Genomic DNA, 17,847 nt, shown 5'->3' on the forward strand with positions numbered 1-17,847 from the left:
CGCTTCGACTCACTCCGGAGCGCTACCAGCACGCGCCCGGCAGACACGAGAATACCCACCGCAACAATGTGCGGCGCCGTCATGAAGCAAAGCGGGACGGTGCCAGTCCCGGCATTCCAAGCCCGAACACGTCCTTCAACGCCAACCGCGCGGCGTGATATCCACCCATCCCGTGAACTCCAGGCCCCGGCGGCGTGGACGCTGAACATAGGTACACACCTTTCACCGGTGTCCGCCACGGGTTCGGCCCGAAAGAAGGCCGCGCAAGCAACTGCGGAATTGTCACGGCACCGCCGCTGAAGTCACCGCCCACATAGTTGGCGTTGTGGCGCTCCATCTCTGCCGCCGTCGTCGTGTGGGTTTGTACGACGACGTCCCGGAACCCGGGCGCGAACCTCTCGATCTGCCGCACCACCGCTTCAGTCATGTCCTGGGTGGAGCCGTTGGGGACATGGCAGTAAGTCCAGAGGATGTGGCGTCCGTCAGGTGCGCGGCTGGAATCGAACACCGACGGTTGCGACACCAGCGCGTACGGATTCTCGGGGTGACGCCCAGCCGCCACCTCAGCTTCGGACGCCGCTACCTCAGCCCTTGATCCACCTGCATGTACCGTTCCGGCGGCACCCACTTCGGGGTTCGCCCACGGGACAGGACCCGAAAGAATGAAATCGACCTTGCAGGCGCCATCCCCGAACTTGAACCGCTCAAGCTCGGCAGCGTACCGCGTGGGCAATCGGCCCGCCGCAAGGGCCACCAGCGCCGGCGGGGACACATCGAGCAGGACGGCCCGTGCGCCGTCGAGCTCACCCAGCGACTCAATCCGGTGTCCGGCATGAATCTCCCCACCGTGTGCACGGATGTCGTCGGCCATCGCAGTGACCAGCGACTGCGAACCGCCCACGGGGATCGGCCAACCCACCGCATGGGCCAGTGCCCCGAGCGTCAGGCCGGCTCCCGCCGATGCGAGCGTGGGCAGCGACGCCACCGCATGGGCTGCAACACCCGTGAAGAGCGCAGCCGCTTCATCAGTGGAGAACCGAAGATTCCATAGCGGCGACCCCTGCTCCAGCGTCGCCAAGCCCAGGAAAGCAGCCGCAATTGGGTGAGACGGCACCCGCAGGAACTGGTTCAGGCCTGTCGCAACCACGCCGTCGATGTGCTGGACCAACGGGCGCATCAGCCTGCGCCAGGCCGTCCCATCCCGTCCAAGGCCCAGCGCCGTCCGCCCAAGATCCCGGTACGCCAGCGCAGCCCTCCCGCCATCCAGCGGGTTGGCGTAGGAAAGCTCCGGAACCACAAACTGCACCCGGTCCACAATGCCGAACTCCCGAAAGAACGGAGATGCCAACGCCATCGGATGCACGGCTGAACAAATGTCGTGCAGGTGACCGGGTTCGAGCAGCTCCATGGTCCGCGAACCGCCGCCAATGGTCCGCTCCGCCTCGAAGATCTCGACGCTGAGCCCAGCCCTGGCCATCACGACGCCGGCCGCCAACCCGTTCGGTCCGGCACCAACAATCGCGACGTCAGCCATGGCTAGCTCCGATCTCCCGAACGGCGGGCGCGCAGTTTGGATAACGAGGACGCCGCCCCCATCAGCAGTGCACGCACCTTCCCCGGGCCTGTCCTTCGAGCCTTCAGGAGCGAGGACACCAGGAAATACTTTGTCGAGTTGAGCGGCACGTCATACGTGGTTGGGATGTGCACCACGTTCTTGGAGAAGTTCCGCTTGAAGGTGGTCACGTTGATCAACTGCGGGTAGTTCTCACTGACTATCCCGGTCAGCCCACAGGCCGTGTTGCCAGCGGCCCTGAGTACCTTGAACGCCTCCCACAGCAGCAGATAGGGAGCGAACGTCTTGCGGGCCTCGTGGGAGCTGCCTGCGAAGTAGTACACCGAGTAGCCGCGGAATTCGGTGGTGATCAGCCAACTCACGGCCAGGCCGTCCGCATAGGCGACCATCAGCCGGAGGTGGTCGCCGAGCTGCTCAAGCAGTTTCTCGTAGTACTCCGGAGCGAAGCTGGAGAATCCGTCCCTTTCGGCAGTTTCCTGCAGGATCGGGTAAAGCTCCCGCCGGAAGGTACCTACCCAGTCAGCTCGCCCGATCTCACGGACCTCTACGCCGGACTTCTGTGCGCGCCGGATACTGTTCCGGGCGTTAGGGCGGAATGACTTGAAGATCGCGTCTTCGGTCGGCGTGAGGTCGACGACAATCTCCCGCTCATACCACCCGTGCTCAATGGGCCCTTCGGCAGGCAGTTGAGGGTACTGAACCTGCATGCGGACGTACAGCGGGTGAGTTCCCGGATCACGGGAGAACTGGTCCTGCACAGTGCGCATAAGGCGAACTTCGGCGTCGGCAGTTCGGTCGCTGATCCACACCGGGCCGTTGACCGCCACGAGTGACTCCCGGAACCTGCGGCGAACCCGAAGGAGGCTCATGAGCGCAACCGGCTTGCCGCCGTCGTCGTAATAGGCCCAGATCCCGTACGGCTCACGCCCGAGGCTCCGCTCGAAATCAGCCCACTGCGGCGTCTGCTCCAGGGGGATCACGACGTCGGGATGTTCCGACGCCAGCGCCTCAAAGGCCTCGCGGGTGAGACGCTCGCTGCGGAGGACGGGAAGGGTCACGTGGGATCTTTCGGTGCGGGTTCTTCCGTGCCGGAAGTTGACGATTTCAACCCTACCGGAGGGGCCAGCGGCTGGTCGGGCGCGCCGTTGAAAGGTCCACCCGCCGGATCGTCAATGCCGAGCCTGCGGACCGGATCCAACGCCGGCTCAAGGATGTGGTCCACCGCCCGGTACAAGAGATAACCGGTAACAGCGAGACGGACCAGGATGGCGGCCGCGTAGTACGGGGAGTCGATGTTGTTCTCAACTGCGCCCGAGGACGCCTGCCGCGCGATGTACATCCAGTACGCCCACCAGTGAAGCACCTCGGCGAGCTGCCACACCAGAAACATTCTCCAGTCGACATACGAGAGTGCCAGTAATGGCAGGAGCCACAACGCGAACTCCGGCCGGTAGTCCGGCAAAACCAAAACCAGAACGCCGACCAACAGGAGGGCCACTTGCGGGAGGCGCGGCCGCGTAGGTGCCTTCGTGACCAGCAGCGCCAACAACACAGCAAGAACCACAAAGGCGACGACGGCGGAAATGCCCACCGCTTCCGTGGTCAGAACAGGCGCTCCCACCCGCTCGGCAAGGATGTTGTAGGCCGCCCACACCGATGAAGATACATCTATGCGCGCCGGGTCATATTCCCACGGCAGACCGCCCCAGGGCCCGAGAGTGACGGTAACTAACAGGCCAACCGATCCAACGCCGGCTCCAGCAAGCAACGCCGCCCGCCAGGAGCCCGTCCGCGCCGCAAGCAAAAGGATGGCGGCGAAAATCAGGAGAACATGAACGCTGAAACCACTGCCCAGACCCAACAGCACCCCGGCAAGGACCGGTCGGCGCTTCGCGAAGGCAAGCATCCCGGTCGCTCCCAGCACCACGGCGACCATTGCCCACCCGGAGGGGGCGGCAAGGATTGCAATAGGAGCGACGGCCACCACTGCTGCGTCCCATGGACGCCGGCTCGCCAGCCGGGCGGTTGCGACGACGGTGCCTATCCAGGCGATCGCCATCAGCACCGCATTCACATCGAAATACCGCACTACGGCCGCTGACTGCACCACCTCCGAATCAGCGCCGGGCACCACCAGGGCAGTCAGCCCAGCCAGCAACCCCAACAGCACCGGCCCGTCGAAAGTCGACGCTGAGTCCAGCACGGGGAAGACTCCGGTGCCAAGGCCCTGGAACTGAAAAGCCTCGGTCCAGTCCGAGTAGCAGGCCCGGTAGAACTGCACTGGCGTCACCCAGCCATCCACTCGGCACTGGTTCTTGACCAATACTGCGAGGAGTGCCGCCGCAATCGTGAGCAAAACAAGAACCCGGTCGACTGTGAACGGGCCCACCCTCACCATCCCGGGTGCGGCGTACCTCCCGAGGGGACCGCCTACCCCCTCGGTGAGCCGACTAAGCAGGGGATCCTTGCGGGTGGGCACTGAGATACCCACAGGACGGCGGCTGCTTTCCTCGTGCTCCATAGTCGTCAGCGTAGACGGCCACTGCGAAGTTTGGCAGACGCACAGGGAATGGGCAGGACTCCGCAGGCGTTCCCAATTGCAAGTAGACTGTGTTAGCTGTGGATTCGCCGGAGGCAGGGGCCATGTCACAAGCTCCGGGGCTTGAACAGCCATAAATTGTGTGTAAATGAGGAGAACAGTGGGAACTAACCCCATACGGGTAGCCATCGTCGGAGTAGGGAACTGCGCAGCATCCCTGGTGCAGGGCGTTCAGTACTACAAGGATGCAGACCCAGCGGCCACCATTCCTGGTCTTATGCATGTGGCATTCGGCAAGTACCACGTCAATGACGTCCAGTTCGTGGCGGCATTCGACGTCGACGGCAAGAAGGTTGGACTCGACCTCGCCGATGCGATCGGGGCCAGTGAGAACAACACCATCAAGATCGCCGATGTCCCGCCCAGCGGAATCAAAGTGCAGCGCGGCCACACCCTCGACGGCCTGGGCAAGTACTACCGCGAAACCATCGTCGAGTCAGATGCTGAGCCCGTGGACATCGTCGCCGAGCTGAAAGCCGCACAGGTAGACGTCATGGTCTGCTACCTGCCGGTCGGCTCTGACGCCGCGGCCAAGTTCTACGCACAGTGCGCCATCGACGCGAAGGTTGCCTTCGTCAATGCGCTCCCCGTTTTCATTGCGGGCACCAAGGAATGGGCCGACAAGTTCACAGCAGCTGGCGTCCCGATCGTTGGCGATGACATCAAGAGCCAGATCGGTGCCACCATCACCCACCGCGTGATGGCCAAGCTGTTCGAAGACCGCGGCGTCACCCTGGACCGCACATACCAGTTGAACGTCGGCGGAAACATGGACTTCAAGAACATGCTTGAGCGCGAACGCCTCGAGTCGAAGAAGATCTCCAAAACGCAGGCCGTCACGTCGAACGTTTCTGCAGAAATGCACGCCGATGATGTCCACATCGGCCCTTCCGACTACGTTGCATGGCTTGATGACCGCAAATGGGCATTCGTTCGCCTCGAGGGCCGCAACTTCGGAGACGCCCCCGTCTCCCTCGAGTACAAGCTCGAGGTGTGGGATTCCCCCAACTCGGCCGGCGTGATCATCGACGCGATCCGAGCCGCCAAGATCGCCACTGATCGCGGCATCGGTGGGCCACTCCTCTCAGCATCGAGCTACTTCATGAAGTCCCCACCAGAGCAGTACAACGACGACATCGCCAAGGAAAAGGTCGAAGCCTTCATCCGCGGCGACATTGAGCGGTAGTCCCAGAACCGTTGACACGGCGCCCCCTGGCAAAAAGGCCGGGGAGGCGCCGTCGTCGTTTGCGGCGCCAACCAACTCACGACGGCGGCCCCCGCGGAAATCAGTCCCCGCCACTGAGCCGGCGGATACTGTGCGATGCCTGCGCCAACGCCACCAGGCTGGCCAACAGTTTGCTGTAGGCGCGGACACCAACAGCCACAATCAAAACCGACTCGTCCCTGCTCTCCGCCGAACCCAGCGTGCCGAGGTCCTGCCTCGCCACGAGGTCGGCTGCCTGCGCGTAACCACGCACGACGTCGGCGCTCGCTGGTTGTCCCATCGCCTCCAGGTCGCTGAGGGTCGCGTTGACGAGGTTGCGGGCGTCTGTGTGCTCATCCGGCCAACCCTGTGCCGCAATCAGTTCAGCGATGACAGGGTGATCGGGCAGGGCCGCGGCGGGCGCCCCGAGCACCATCGCGTGGGTCCGGCTCAGCAGCTCAAGCTGCGGGACCGAGGGGTCATCAATCAGGCCTGCCAACACCTTGATCTGCGCTAGGCTCAGGCCGACAACCGATCGCAGCCCCGCTATCAGCTTCAACCGCTCAACGTGGCGGGGACCGTACTCGGCACGAGTGGCATGCACTTCATCGCCTTTGGGCAGAAGGCCTTCCCGGAGATAGAACTTGATGCTTGCAGCGCTCACTTCGCTGAGTTCGCACAGCTCCTTCAACTGCATGGGCGGGCCTCCCTCGGATAGCGCAGCGGCCGGAACTATCTTGATATACAGAAATGGATAGTCGTCCTATCCTAAGGGCATGGAATGGAGCCCGCTTATCGTCGCCCACGTGATTGCCGCGCTGTACGTGTTGGTCCTTGGGCCGCTCAACATCTTCCGGCGGCGGCGGGACCGTACCCACCGAATCATCGGCTACACCTGGGTCATCGCCATGTACTTCGTCTGTGTCAGCAGCTTCTGGATTGTCACCGACGGCCAGTTCAGCTGGCTGCACGGGTTGTCCGCTTTCACCATTGTTACTGTGACCCTCGGGCTGATTTCAGCGATCCGCCGCAACATCGTCGCCCACAGGGCCAACATGATCGGCAGCTACATCGGCATAGCCATAGCGTTCGCTTTCGCGGCAACCGCGCCCGGCCGGGCCATTCCGCGACTGCTCGCAGATAACCCGGCCACCGCCGTCGTCGTCTCCGTCCTCGTGCTCCTTACCGCCGGCGCACTGTACCTGGCCGTCAGGCCGCAGGGCAGGAAGACCCCAAAAGTGGAGACTTCCAAAGTGCAGGCCTGAAAGGCTAGGACACCGCATCCCGTGCGGCAACGAACGCCGCAACACAGGCTTCTACGTTCTCCGCACTGTGCGCCGCCGAGAGTTGGACGCGAATCCGCGCTGCACCCTTGGGCACCACCGGATAGCTGAACGCCACAACGTACACGCCATGCTCCAGCATGACGTCGGCAACTTTCCCTGCGACCACGGCATCACCGAACATCACCGGGATGATCGCGTGCTCGCCCTCGAGAAGGTCAAAACCCTCCTCGGTCATGCGGCGGCGGAACAGCGCTGCATTTTCGCCCAGCTTTGCCCGCAGCTCAGCGCTGTTCTGCACCAGGTCAAGAGCGGTGAGCGTCGCGGCCACAATCGACGGCGCGAGCGAGTTCGAGAACAGGTACGGCCTTGCACGCTGCCTCAGCACCTCGACGATCTCACGACGCCCGGATACGTACCCGCCCGATGCGCCGCCGAGCGCCTTGCCGAAGGTGCCCGTGTAGATGTCCACGCGGTCGGATACCCCAGCGTGCTCCGGCGTGCCGGCCCCAGTGGAACCCATGAAACCGACCGCGTGCGAGTCATCCACCATCACCATGGCGTTGTACCGCTCGGCCAGGTCGCAGATCTCCTTCAGCGGAGCGAGGTACCCGTCCATCGAGAACACGCCGTCGGTCACCACCAGACGACGGCGGGCGCCGGACGCCTCCTGCAACTTCGCTTCGAGGTCCGCCATGTCCCGGTTTGCGTAGCGGAAGCGCTGCGCCTTGCTCAACCGGATACCGTCGATGATCGAGGCGTGGTTCAGCGCGTCGGAAATGACCGCGTCCTCAGCGGTGAGAAGGGACTCGAACACCCCGCCGTTCGCGTCAAAGCAGGAGGAGAAAAGGATGGTGTCCTCAGCGCCCAGGAACTCCGAGACCCGCCGCTCGAGTTCCAGATGGAGGTCCTGGGTGCCACAGATGAACCGGACCGAGGCCATGCCGAAGCCGCGCTCGTCCAGCGCACTCTTGGCAGCCTGAATGATGTCAGGATGGTCAGCCAGTCCAAGATAGTTGTTGGCGCAGAAGTTGAGCACCTCGGCGCCTTCCCCGCCGCCAACGGCCGCACGGATCGAATTGGCCTGCGGCGAAGAGATGGTGCGCTCCCGCTTGTAAAGGCCGGCCTCCCGGATCTCCTGCAGTTCGGACTGAAGCTGATCCCTTACTGATGCAAACATGCGTTCCTCCTCTAAATTGCAGTCCAGTCAAGGACAACTTTGCCGCTGCGTCCGTCACGCGCGGTGTCGAAGCCCTTCTTCCAGTCCGACGCCGGCAGGACGTCAGTGACGACGCTCGCCACGGCGTCGCGCAGGGCACGGTTGGACTGGAGCATGGCGCTCATTGCGTACCAGGTCTCGAACATCTCGCGTCCGTAGATACCCTTAAGGGTGAGCATGTGCGTGACCACCTTGCCCCAGTCGATGGTGATGTCCTGCGAGGGCAGGCCAAGCATGGCGATCCGCCCGCCGTGATTCATGTTGTCAATCATTTCGGGCAGCGCTGTGGGGTGGCCGGACATCTCGAGCCCAATGTCGAACCCTTCCCGCATGTTCAGTTCGCGCTGAGCCTCGTCAATGCGCATCTTGCTCACGTCAATCGCCAGGTCCACGCCGATCGCCCTCGCCAGTTCGAGCCTCGGCTGGGAAACGTCGGTGATCGCGATTTTTCTGGCACCAGCGTGACGGGCGACGGCGATGGCCATCAGCCCGATCGGGCCAGCTCCGGTGATCAACACATCTTCACCGACCAGCGGGAAGCTCAACGCGGTATGGACCGCGTTACCGAACGGGTCGAAAATGGCACCGAGCTCAGGCGTGACGCCGTTCGAGTGGACCCACACGTTCGTCTCGGGGATCACCACGTATTCGGCGAATGCACCGTCACGCTGGACACCGACGCTCACCGTCCGGATGCACATCTGACGCCGCCCCGCACGGCAGTTGCGGCAGATCCCGCAGACAATGTGACCCTCACCCGACACGCGGTCGCCGACGCGCACATCATGAACGCCCTCGCCGAGCTCCACCACTTCCCCGTAAAACTCATGCCCTGGAATCAGCGGCGCCTCAATGATCCCGGCCGCCCAGGCATCCCAGGATTCGATGTGGAGGTCCGTACCGCAGATCCCGGTGGTCATGACCCGGATCTTCACCTCACCCAGGCCAGGGTTCGGTTCGGGCCGTTCCACCAGTTCGAAGCCTGCCTGCGGCCCCGGCTTGTAAAGCGCCTTCACGCATTGTCCCTTCAGTGGTGCGGTGTCAGTCGTGCGGTGTCAGGTCGTTCAATGTCAGTAGTGCAATGGCACAGATCAGTATAGGTCGGCGCGCGCGAGCGAGCGGATCAAAACAGCCCGACAGCGCCGCCGTCGTCGTCGACGTCCATCCGCAGGGCCGCCGGTTCCTTCGGCAGTCCGGGCATGGTCATGACAGCCCCCGTGAGTGCGACGATGAACCCTGCCCCGGTCTTGGGAATCAGGTCCCGCACGTGAATGGTGAACCCCTTCGGCGCACCGAGGCGTGAGGCGTCATCGGTGAACGAGTACTGCGTCTTGGCCATGCACACCGGAAGCCGGTCCCAGCCGTTGGCCCGGATCTCGGCGAGCCGGCGTTGCGCAGGAACCGAGAACTCCACACCGTCTGCCCCGTAGATTTCCTGGACAATGGTGCGGATCTTCTCCTCCACAGGCAGCTCAAGCGGGTACAGATGCCTGAACTGCCGCGGCGCGTCCAGAGCAGAAAGCACTGCAGCAGCCAGGTCATCACCGCCGTCGCCACCGCCACCTTTCCCCCACACGTCAGCGACGGCGGCGCTGATCCCCTCACCCGCACACCACTGGAGCAGCCACGCGAGTTCTTCTTCCGTGTCCGTGGTGAACCGGTTGATCGCCACCACCGGCGTAATTCCGAACTTCTCGACGTTGCGTACGTGGCGGCTGAGGTTTGCCACCCCCGCCTCGAGTGCCCCGACGTCGGGCTCGCGGAGGTTCTCCTTGGCGACCCCTCCGTGCATCTTCAGCGCGCGGATGGTGGCGACCACGACGACGGCGTCTGGAGCGAGGTCCGCATACCTCGCCTTGATGTCCATGAACTTCTCGGCACCCAGGTCGGCTCCAAAGCCCGCTTCAGTCACGACGACGTCGGCAAGCCGGGCAGCGGTCTGAGTTGCGATGATCGAGTTGCAGCCGTGGGCGATGTTCGCGAATGGGCCGCCATGAACCAGCGCCGGAGTGCCCGCAATGCTCTGGACGAGGTTCGGTTTGATGGCGTCCTTCAGCAGGAGGGTGAGCGCACCCTCAACCCGAAGGTCGCCAACGGTCACAGGCTTCCTGTCGTAGGTGTAGCCGATGGTGATCTGCGCAAGCCGTTCCTTGAGGTCAAACAAACCCGTCGAAAGGCAGAAGACCGCCATCACCTCGGAGGCAACCGTGATGTCGAACCCGTCCTGGCGGGGAGTGCCCTGAGTCGGCCCACCGAGCCCGATCACCACTTCGCGCAGGGCGCGGTCGTTGACGTCGAGGACCCGCTTGACGGTGATCCGCCGCGGGTCGATATTGAGCTCGTTGCCCTGGTAGATGTGGTTGTCCACCAGCGCCATCAGGGTGTTGTTCGCGCTGGTGATGGCGTGGAAGTCACCGGTGAAGTGAAGGTTGATGTCTTCCATGGGCAGCACCTGGGAGTAACCGCCTCCGGTGGCTCCGCCCTTCATGCCTAGGATTGGGCCGAGTGAGGGTTCGCGCAGTGCGATCATCACGCGCTGGCCGGCCCGGGCCAAAGAATCGGCCAGGCCAACCGTGCAGGTGGACTTTCCTTCACCGGCCGGAGTGGGGCTCATCGCGCTGACCAGCACAACCTTGCCGGCTGGCCGCTGAGTCTCGGGCAACCGCGCGACGTCGATCTTGGCCTTGTACCGGCCGTATAGCTCAAGCGCCTCGAGAGGGATGCCGGCCGTCGCGGCGATCTCCTCAATGGGACGAATGTTTGCCGCCCGGGCAATGTCGAGGTCGGAAACTGGAGTAGGGGCAGACGTCATTGTCTTCGATCCCTCCGATGGTGGTGGCTGGACTGCGAGCGGCCCTGGTCTGGGCCCAACCTCAATCTACCAGCGCACACGGAAGGCCCGCGGTGGGGCCAACGGGGTCTAGGCAAGCCCCGCCCGGCCCAGGATGTAGCGCGTCATCGGCTCATACAGCCCCGGGCAAACGTTGTCATCCAGCGGCACCGCGACCTCAAGCTGCCCCTGGGCTTCGGAGACAAACAGTCCCGGATCATTGCAGTCCGCGAATCCCACAGTGGGTATGCCCGCCGAAGCTGCCTGACCCGCCCAACCATGGTCAGCGACAACCAGTTCGGGCAGCGAATCCTGCGCAGCGAGCAGTTCAAGGCTGAGGCGCATGGGTTCCGGGTAATGGGTGTGCCTCAGGTTGCCGTGCTCATGCCAGGCCAGAACACCGAAAAGCTGCCGGATATCTCCCTCGCGGAACCGCTGGCCTTCGGGCACGCGGACCACAGTGGCCCCGGAACGCTCGGCCGCAGCAGCAAGCGCGGCGTGCACGGGGAGCAGGCCGGCGGGGTGTCCCGTCGCGAAGAGTATCCGCCGCCGCGCGCGAACTGCCTCACCCAAAACACCGGCCAGCCGGTCGAGTGCCGCCACACATTTGTGCGCATCGATAGTGTCCTGGCCCTCCAGCAGCTCAGGATCAGGGCTGGTTCCCACCCGCTCGTGCATCAGGGCGAAAACTTCATCGAACGTCCACTCGCGCGTCAACTGCACGCCGAATTCAAGGTGCTCATTTCCCTCGAGGAACAGGCGCATATGGCGAAGGTTGTCCTGCCGCGGAGTGGCAACATCTCCCGTAATACCTACTGAATCAAGGTATGCGGCAAGTTCTTCGGCTGTCGGGATGGCAGGAGTCACCAGCCCATACTATGCAGACTCCCAGGCCTGAAAATGCTAGAGCGCCGGCGCCGGCTGGAACTGCTCGACGGCGGTCCGGTAGGTCTGCGCGGTGAACAGCGCGGTGCGCTGCCAACCGAAGGCGAGGGCATGGACAGCGGCCTTGGAGCCGAGCGCCCTCCGCATGCCGCCGTCGTCGTGCAGTGCTTCCAGCGCAGCTGACCACAACCCCGCCCCGTGCCCATCGACAAGGATGCCGGTGCGCCCGTTGCTGATGGCCTGCGGCAGTCCGCCCACATTGGCGGCGAGCACGGGAGTCCCGCAGGCCTGTGCTTCCAGGGCCACCAGGCCGAAAGACTCGCTATAGGAAGGCATGACGACGACGTCGGCCGCCCGGAACCAGTGCGCGAGTTGCGCCGGGAGGACGGGCGGATAGAGCCGCACCCTGTCGTGAAGTCCAAGCCGGTTGATCAGCGGCTGCAGTTCGAGTGCCTCGGAACCACTGCCGGAACCGATAATGCTGACCTGGAACGGGATGTCGGGACGGCGGGCACGCAGCTCGGCAACCGCTTCAACCAGCACATGCGGGCCCTTGAGTTTCTGGATCCTGCCCGCGAACACAATATGGAAGGCATGCCGGGGGAAACCCAACCGTTTGCGCGAGCGCGTCCGGTCCAGGGAGTTGAACGTTCCCAGGTCGACGCCGGGTGCCACTACGTCCACGCGCTCGGGATGCGCACCGTAGAGGGATTCAAGTTCGGCGGCCTCGGTACTGGTGTTGGCGATCAGCCGGGCGGCGCCGTCGACGATGGACTGCTCACCCTCGACGCGTTCGGCGGGCTCCGGGGTGCCGCCGGCGTGAAGGCTGAGGTTCTTGACCTTGGCCATGGTGTGCATCGAGTGCACCAGAGGAAGGTTGAGCGATCTGGCGACCGTGAGGCCAACTATTCCCGAAACCCAGTAGTGGGAGTGGATGATGTCGAAGTGACCCTCGGCCAGGAGGTCGGTAACGTCGCCGATGGCATCCGCAAAGTCGTCGGACAGGCGGGGAAGTACTTCCTTGGGGACCCTCCGCGTGGGGCCTGCGATGATGTGGCGCACCAGAACACCAGGCCCAAGAGCCTCGGTGTGGGGTTGGTCATCCGCAGCGGCGCGGGTGAAGATTTCGACGTCGATCCCCACCTTCGCGAGCTCGAGAGCCGCTGACCGGACGTAAACGTTCATTCCCCCGGCATCGCCGCCGCCGGGCTGGTCGAAGGGAGACGTATGAAGCGAGAGCATTGCCACACGTTTCACGGGCGCCACGGCCGCTCCCTTCAGCTTTATTGTTGCGGGCTCGTTCTGCGGTTGCCCGTTGACCACTTTCGACCATATAACGCGTAGAACAGCCTCTGCATTCCGTGAACCCCCTCCAGCGGTCCACCCGTTAAAGGCGGAAGCCCGCGCTGGGAAGCGCGGGCTTCTCTGTTGGTGGGCGTGATGACTTGCATCAGGTCCTCCTCGCGGTCGATTGGAAACGGCGGTTCTGATCTTTCACTGCCGCTGATTGCTGAGCTGACCTGCTACTTGATGAACAGATGATGTTGGGGCAATGCATACGACTGGGCGTTATCCCAGGCGTTATCGACGCGGGACTCCTGTATTCGTTTCCAGAAGGAAACGCTGTCTCTGAGTTTCTGGATCATGGTGTGCACCTCCTCTCGCTGCATGAAGTCAGGCATCACCGCTGCAGGATCGACGGGCTCCAAGACGGAGCCGTCAAGGCGGGTGAGGTTGCCGGACATGATGAATTCCCCGTGCGAACGCGGCTGTGCATCGACCTTGGCCGAGGTGCGCTCGTTGGAAATGGGGGCGGAAAGCACCTGCAGATCAGGCATGGGTATCTCCTGGGTTTGTGTTGAATGGGTTGAAACAAGCCGGGATTCGACCCGGATCTCGAGCGCAGGGCGCACGACAACAAAAGGCGGTTCCGCCTGACACACAAAGTGGTGAAAGAGAGACTTATCCCAGGAAAAACTAAAGGGAGAGAGTCAGTTTCAGCAGGAAATCAATGCGCGAAAACGACGGAGGCTGGGTAGGTTCGCTTGGGCTTCTTGCCGCTGAGCAAAAGATTAATCACTTATCCCACCTCCGTTTCTACGTTGCGCTGAACCTGGACCGTGCAGACATTTGAAGATTGAGATCTCCCAATGGCACAGATCAAAGCTACCCCACCGAAGTCGCCATCGCCTAGCCGATTTTCGAAAATATCCTGAGAAATTTTACGAACCGGGAATATCGTCCTTCCGGTGGACAGGGAAAGGCGATGCCACCGACTAGTCTGACCTCGATCCAAGGAGAGGAAACTGTGGGCCAGGGAAGACTGAAAGAGCTCGACGCACTCCGGGCTTTTGCCCTCGGCGGCATCCTGCTGGTGAACATCTGGTACCTCGCGGATCCGTTCACCCTTGCCAGCGCAATAAGCCCGGACCACAGCACCCCTGGCGACCTCGCGGTCCGCTTTACGGTCGCTGCTCTTTTCGAGGCGAAGTTCTACCTGTTGTTCTCGTTCCTGTTCGGCTATAGCTTTGTGCTTCAGTGGCAGGCAGCGCACATAGCGGGCGCGTCGGTCGCACACAGGATGGTCCGCCGTCTGGGCGCCCTGTTCATCCTCGGTTTTCTGCATGGGCTCCTGATCTTCTTCGGTGACATCCTGCTCACCTACGCGCTCATGGGATTGATCCTGCTCGCAACGCGAGCGGCACGTCCAACCGCATCAGTGGTGGCCGGCAGCATTATCATCGGGGTGATCGGGCTGCTGATGCTCCTCATCGGGGTGCTTGTCGCCGTCTCACCGCCTGAACTCATGGCACTGGACGTGGACCCGACGGCCACCACCTCCAGCCCCAGCTCAGCCTTCGAAGCCAATGCCGCAAACTTCCTCGGCAACGTGGCGGGAGTGGTCTTTCTCCAGGGGCCGCTGTCGCTCGCAATGTTCTACTTCGGCATGGCAGCCGCAAAGGTGCGGCTTCTGGAAACGCGCCCCTCAACCAAACTGCTGACGACGACGGCGGCAACCTGCCTCCCGCTCGGTCTCACCGCGGGCATCGTGCAGGCTTACCTGACCACCTACGTGGACCGCGAACAGTTCAGCATCCTGGCCCTCGGCATCTCGACCCTGACCGCACCGCTCCAGACGGCGGGTTATGTGAGCGTCCTCCTGCTCGCGTTCCGCACGCGCGCAGGCCGGGCTGTCCAGAATCTCCTCGCTCCGGCAGGGCGCATGGCATTGACCAACTACCTCGTGCAGTCCGTGGTGATGGTGCTCATCTTCACGGCGTTCGGACTTGGGCTGGCGAATCGACTGCCGGCCGCCGCGGTGGCGGGGATCGCCGTCGTCATCTTCGCCGCTCAGCTGGTGCTGAGCCGGGTCCTCCTGCTGCGCTTCCAGCAGGGGCCGGTCGAGTCACTCCTGCGCCGCGTCACGTACGGGAGCTCGACGGCGCCTAGGCGTTCCAGCGGAGGATAGCCGGTGTGTGCTTGTCCCAGCCGAGCGCACACACCGCTGCGGTACCGAGCACAAAACGCCTGCCTTCCACCGCATCGAATTCGAGCCACCTGGCGGTAACCACCCGAAGGAAATGTCCGTGGGCCACGAGCAGCGCATTGCGGACCGGCGTCGTGCCCGGTGACTGGTCGGCGGGTGTGCCGCACCCGGCCTGGACACTGGCGATCACCCGGTCAGCGCGGGCGGACACCTGGTCGAGTGTCTCTCCGTTGGGAGCACCGTCCTTCCAGATCAGGTACCCGGGGTTCTCCTCGCGAACCGTGGCGCTGTTGCGGCCCTCGTTGTCCCCGTAGTCCCACTCGTGGGCGTAGGGGAGAACTTCGGCGTCCGGGAAACCGGCGAGTTCGGCAGTGCGGCGTGCGCGCTGGAGCGGCGAAGTGAACACAAGGTCGAAGTCGACGCCGGCCAGGTGGCTGGCAGCTTCCCTCGCCTGCTCCTCACCGGCCGCCGTCAGCGGAAGGTCGGTCAGCCCGGTGTAGTTGCCGTCACGGGACCATTCGGTCTCCCCATGGCGCATGAGCCATAACTGCGGCAACGGCGTTCCAGCTGCCGTCAGATCCGCAGCAGCGGCACCCGACTGGCTCATGCGTTTTCCCCGGCAGCGGACTCCGGTTGTTCCGACCACCAGGCACGCAGCTTGGTTTCCGCTTCCTCGGATGTGTGCGGGCCGTGTTCCATGCGTTCCTCCAGAAGGTAGCGGTACGCCCGGCCGACCACAGGTCCAGGCTTGATGCCAAGCAGTGCCATGATGCTCGCACCGTCGAGGTCCGGGCGGATGGACGCGAGCTCTTCCTGCTCGGCAAGCGCTGCGATCCGGGTCTCAAGGTCGTCGTATGCGAAGGCGAGCCGCTCGGCCTTGCGGCGGTTCCGGGTGGTTACGTCGGAGCGTGTCAGCCGGTGGAGCCGCTCAAGCAGCGGGCCGGCGTCGTTCACGTAACGCCGCACGGCGGAATCGGTCCAGCCGGCCTCGCCGTAGCCGTAGAAGCGCATGTGCAATTCGACCAGCCTGGCGACGGCCTTGATGGTGTCATTGTCGAACCGCAACGCCTTCATCCGCTTCGCCGTGAGCTTCGCGCCCACCATGTCGTGGTGCCGGAAGCTCACCGCGCCGGAGGGTTCAAATTTCCGCGTCGCCGGCTTGCCGACGTCGTGCATGAGCGCCGCGAACCGCAGCACGAAGTCGGGGGCGGGCACCGCACCGTCGTCGTCGGTTTCAAGACCACAGGCCTGCTCCATAACCGTGAGGGAGTGCTGGTACACGTCCTTATGCCGGTGGTGCTCATCGGTCTCGAGGCGCAGGGCTGGAACCTCGGGAAGCACATGGTCGGCGAGGCCGGTCTGCACCATCAGGTCAACGCCGAGGCGCGGTTGCGCCCCGTTGATGAGTTTGGTCAGTTCATCGCGGACCCGTTCGGCGGAAATGATGGTAATCCGCTCGGCCATCGCAGTCATGGCCTCGAGCACCTCGGGCGCCACCTCGACGCCGAGCTGGGACGCGAAGCGTGCGGCGCGCATCATCCGCAGCGGGTCATCAGAGAACGACGACGACGGCGCCCCCGGTGTCCGCAGCACGCTTGAGTGCAGGTCCTTCACACCACCGAAAGGGTCAATCAGTTCGAGGGACGGAAGGCGGAGGGCCATCGCGTTGATGGTGAAGTCGCGGCGGAAGAGATCATCTTCGAGGCTGCTCCCGAAGGCCACAGCGGGCTTGCGGGAGGAAGGATCGTAGGCTTCGGCCCGGTACGTGGTGATCTCGATGGTGAATGGGCCCTTACGGAGGCCAATGGTCCCGAACTCGCGCCCGATCTCCCAGAAGGTGTCCGCCCATCGCTTGATCACGGCGATGGTTTGGTCAGGGTCTGCGTCAGTGGTGAAATCCAGGTCCGGTGAGACCCTTCCGAGGAACAGGTCCCGGACCGGACCGCCAACCAGTGAGAGTTCGTGTCCGGCACTGGCGAAGAGCCCGCCCAGCTCCGGAACGACGGGCGGAAGCGGTGCGGTGAGGGAGGAATCCTGCAGGAGGTGCGCCATAGTCCTTTAAGCGTGCCAGAGATCGCGTCAAACACCATTACGGGAGCATCGATGGTGGTCACGGGCACAACACGCCGGTGCTCCTGCACCGCAGCGCGGTTGTCGGCGGGCGGTCATCATCGGTGGGGAAAGGTCGTTAGAGTGGGGATATGGACCGCCCTGTTCCAAGCGCACCCAAGCGCACCCCATTGACTGCGTCAATGGGCCGAACCAGTGCGCCTATGATCCACCAATCGCTTCCCACGGTGGAGGAAGTATCTGCCGGCGGGATCGTCGTCGACGCCTCCACCAACCTGCTGAATGTGGCGATCATCGCGCGGTTGAACCGCGGCGGGCGCCTGGAGTGGTGCCTTCCCAAAGGTCACCCCGAAAACCAGGAAAACAACGAGCAGGCGGCCATCCGGGAAATCGAGGAAGAGACCGGCATCCAGGGCCGCGTCCTTGCAGCCCTGGGAAGCATCGACTACTGGTTCACGGTAAGCGGCCACCGGGTCCACAAGACCGTCCACCACTTCCTCCTGCTTTCCACCGGCGGTCACCTCACCATCGAGAATGACCCTGACCATGAGGCCGTTGACGTCGCCTGGGTGCCGCTGGCAGATCTCGGGAAGAAGCTGTCCTTCCCGAATGAGCGCCGCATCGCGGACCTCGCACGCGAAGTGCTGCCGCAGTACCTCTAACACCGCCCCTTACCGGAAACGGGACTTATGGGTGA

The 17,847-nt window shown here is 63.6% G+C and carries 16 protein-coding genes; 4 read left to right on the top strand and 12 right to left on the bottom strand.

Annotated elements, in window-relative coordinates:
• Positions 1 to 79 precede the first annotated feature (79 nt).
• Genes ACWA1U_RS03955 through ACWA1U_RS03965 form a run of 3 tightly spaced genes read right to left on the bottom strand, consistent with a single transcriptional unit; the run spans position 80 to position 4,094 of the window.
• Positions 80 to 1,534 (bottom strand): phytoene desaturase family protein, encoded by a 1,455-nt coding sequence (locus ACWA1U_RS03955; protein WP_463724052.1) that lies wholly within the window; start codon positions 1,532 to 1,534, stop codon positions 80 to 82.
• Positions 1,535 to 1,536: 2 nt separating this feature from the next.
• Positions 1,537 to 2,631, bottom strand: coding sequence for a lipid II:glycine glycyltransferase FemX (locus tag ACWA1U_RS03960; protein ID WP_463724053.1), 1,095 nt, complete (start codon positions 2,629 to 2,631; stop codon positions 1,537 to 1,539).
• Positions 2,628 to 4,094: a hypothetical protein gene (locus tag ACWA1U_RS03965; RefSeq protein WP_463724054.1), complete on the bottom strand. Its 1,467-nt coding sequence runs from the start codon at positions 4,092 to 4,094 to the stop codon at positions 2,628 to 2,630. The genes ACWA1U_RS03960 and ACWA1U_RS03965 overlap by 4 nt, the downstream gene beginning before the upstream one ends.
• Before the next feature lie 178 nt (positions 4,095 to 4,272).
• On the opposite strand from ACWA1U_RS03965, the gene ACWA1U_RS03970 reads away from it, so the two are divergent.
• Entirely contained in the window at positions 4,273 to 5,358 is a 1,086-nt protein-coding gene (locus ACWA1U_RS03970; protein WP_463724055.1) for an inositol-3-phosphate synthase, read from the top strand.
• Between the two features lie 100 nt (positions 5,359 to 5,458).
• On the opposite strand, the gene ACWA1U_RS03975 is transcribed toward ACWA1U_RS03970, so the two are convergent.
• A complete protein-coding gene (locus tag ACWA1U_RS03975) occupies positions 5,459 to 6,073 on the bottom strand; it encodes a MerR family transcriptional regulator (protein WP_463724056.1) in 615 nt (204 codons plus the stop codon).
• Between the two features lie 79 nt (positions 6,074 to 6,152).
• Here ACWA1U_RS03975 and ACWA1U_RS03980 point away from each other — a divergent pair, with 79 nt between their 5' ends.
• Complete coding sequence (locus ACWA1U_RS03980) at positions 6,153 to 6,641, top strand: DUF2306 domain-containing protein (RefSeq protein WP_463724057.1); 489 nt, start codon at positions 6,153 to 6,155, stop codon at positions 6,639 to 6,641.
• A gap of 4 nt (positions 6,642 to 6,645) precedes the next feature.
• Here the strand turns inward: ACWA1U_RS03980 and ACWA1U_RS03985 are convergent, their stop codons facing one another.
• From ACWA1U_RS03985 to ACWA1U_RS04010, 6 genes are all read right to left on the bottom strand, one after another.
• Positions 6,646 to 7,839, bottom strand: a complete 1,194-nt coding sequence (locus ACWA1U_RS03985) for a glycine C-acetyltransferase (RefSeq protein ID WP_463724058.1) — start codon at positions 7,837 to 7,839, stop codon at positions 6,646 to 6,648.
• Positions 7,840 to 7,850: 11 nt separating this feature from the next.
• Positions 7,851 to 8,894, bottom strand: a complete 1,044-nt coding sequence (gene tdh / locus ACWA1U_RS03990) for an L-threonine 3-dehydrogenase (RefSeq protein WP_463724059.1) — start codon at positions 8,892 to 8,894, stop codon at positions 7,851 to 7,853.
• Between the two features lie 107 nt (positions 8,895 to 9,001).
• Positions 9,002 to 10,690 carry a formate--tetrahydrofolate ligase gene (locus tag ACWA1U_RS03995; RefSeq protein WP_463724060.1) on the bottom strand — a complete coding sequence of 563 codons (1,689 nt, stop codon included), beginning with the start codon at positions 10,688 to 10,690 and terminating at the stop codon, positions 9,002 to 9,004.
• A gap of 108 nt (positions 10,691 to 10,798) precedes the next feature.
• Complete coding sequence (locus ACWA1U_RS04000; protein WP_463724061.1) at positions 10,799 to 11,575, bottom strand: phosphatase; 777 nt, start codon at positions 11,573 to 11,575, stop codon at positions 10,799 to 10,801.
• A 36-nt stretch (positions 11,576 to 11,611) separates the two neighbouring features.
• On the bottom strand, positions 11,612 to 12,859 hold the full coding sequence (gene mshA, locus ACWA1U_RS04005) for a D-inositol-3-phosphate glycosyltransferase (RefSeq protein WP_463724062.1): 1,248 nt from the start codon (positions 12,857 to 12,859) through the stop codon (positions 11,612 to 11,614).
• 257 nt (positions 12,860 to 13,116) lie between these two features.
• Positions 13,117 to 13,431: a hypothetical protein gene (locus ACWA1U_RS04010; protein WP_463724063.1), complete on the bottom strand. Its 315-nt coding sequence runs from the start codon at positions 13,429 to 13,431 to the stop codon at positions 13,117 to 13,119.
• Positions 13,432 to 13,901: 470 nt separating this feature from the next.
• Between ACWA1U_RS04010 and ACWA1U_RS04015 the strand changes: the two genes are divergently transcribed.
• Positions 13,902 to 15,062, top strand: a complete 1,161-nt coding sequence (locus ACWA1U_RS04015; protein ID WP_463724064.1) for a DUF418 domain-containing protein — start codon at positions 13,902 to 13,904, stop codon at positions 15,060 to 15,062.
• On the opposite strand, the gene ACWA1U_RS04020 is transcribed toward ACWA1U_RS04015, so the two are convergent.
• Together ACWA1U_RS04020 and ACWA1U_RS04025 are read right to left on the bottom strand one after the other, a co-directional pair.
• Entirely contained in the window at positions 15,040 to 15,687 is a 648-nt protein-coding gene (locus ACWA1U_RS04020) for a histidine phosphatase family protein (protein WP_463724065.1), read from the bottom strand. The two genes, ACWA1U_RS04015 and ACWA1U_RS04020, sit on opposite strands and share 23 nt — an antisense overlap.
• Positions 15,684 to 17,132, bottom strand: coding sequence for a CCA tRNA nucleotidyltransferase (locus ACWA1U_RS04025; protein ID WP_463724066.1), 1,449 nt, complete (start codon positions 17,130 to 17,132; stop codon positions 15,684 to 15,686). The genes ACWA1U_RS04020 and ACWA1U_RS04025 overlap by 4 nt, the downstream gene beginning before the upstream one ends.
• Positions 17,133 to 17,281: 149 nt before the next feature.
• On the opposite strand from ACWA1U_RS04025, the gene ACWA1U_RS04030 reads away from it, so the two are divergent.
• The gene (locus tag ACWA1U_RS04030) at positions 17,282 to 17,812 is read left to right on the top strand and encodes an NUDIX hydrolase (RefSeq protein ID WP_463724067.1); all 531 of its coding nucleotides are present in this window, start codon (positions 17,282 to 17,284) and stop codon (positions 17,810 to 17,812) included.
• Positions 17,813 to 17,847: the final 35 nt, after the last annotated feature.

This window comes from Arthrobacter sp. TRD_SC_6 (assembly GCF_055361185.1).

Bases quoted from the DNA above. Each gene is read 5' to 3' on its own strand.
- ACWA1U_RS03965 (WP_463724054.1), bottom strand. From the start codon at position 4,094: ATGGAGCACGAGGAAAGCAGCCGCCGTCCTGTGGGTATCTCAGTGCCC.
- ACWA1U_RS04010 (WP_463724063.1), bottom strand. From the start codon at position 13,431: ATGCCTGATCTGCAGGTGCTTTCCGCCCCCATTTCCAACGAGCGCACC.
- ACWA1U_RS03995 (WP_463724060.1), bottom strand. From the start codon at position 10,690: ATGACGTCTGCCCCTACTCCAGTTTCCGACCTCGACATTGCCCGGGCG.
- ACWA1U_RS04020 (WP_463724065.1), bottom strand. From the start codon at position 15,687: ATGAGCCAGTCGGGTGCCGCTGCTGCGGATCTGACGGCAGCTGGAACG.
- ACWA1U_RS04030 (WP_463724067.1), top strand. From the start codon at position 17,282: ATGGACCGCCCTGTTCCAAGCGCACCCAAGCGCACCCCATTGACTGCG.
- ACWA1U_RS03985 (WP_463724058.1), bottom strand. From the start codon at position 7,839: ATGTTTGCATCAGTAAGGGATCAGCTTCAGTCCGAACTGCAGGAGATC.
- ACWA1U_RS03975 (WP_463724056.1), bottom strand. From the start codon at position 6,073: ATGCAGTTGAAGGAGCTGTGCGAACTCAGCGAAGTGAGCGCTGCAAGC.
- ACWA1U_RS03980 (WP_463724057.1), top strand. From the start codon at position 6,153: ATGGAATGGAGCCCGCTTATCGTCGCCCACGTGATTGCCGCGCTGTAC.
- ACWA1U_RS03955 (WP_463724052.1), bottom strand. From the start codon at position 1,534: ATGGCTGACGTCGCGATTGTTGGTGCCGGACCGAACGGGTTGGCGGCC.
- ACWA1U_RS04025 (WP_463724066.1), bottom strand. From the start codon at position 17,132: ATGGCGCACCTCCTGCAGGATTCCTCCCTCACCGCACCGCTTCCGCCC.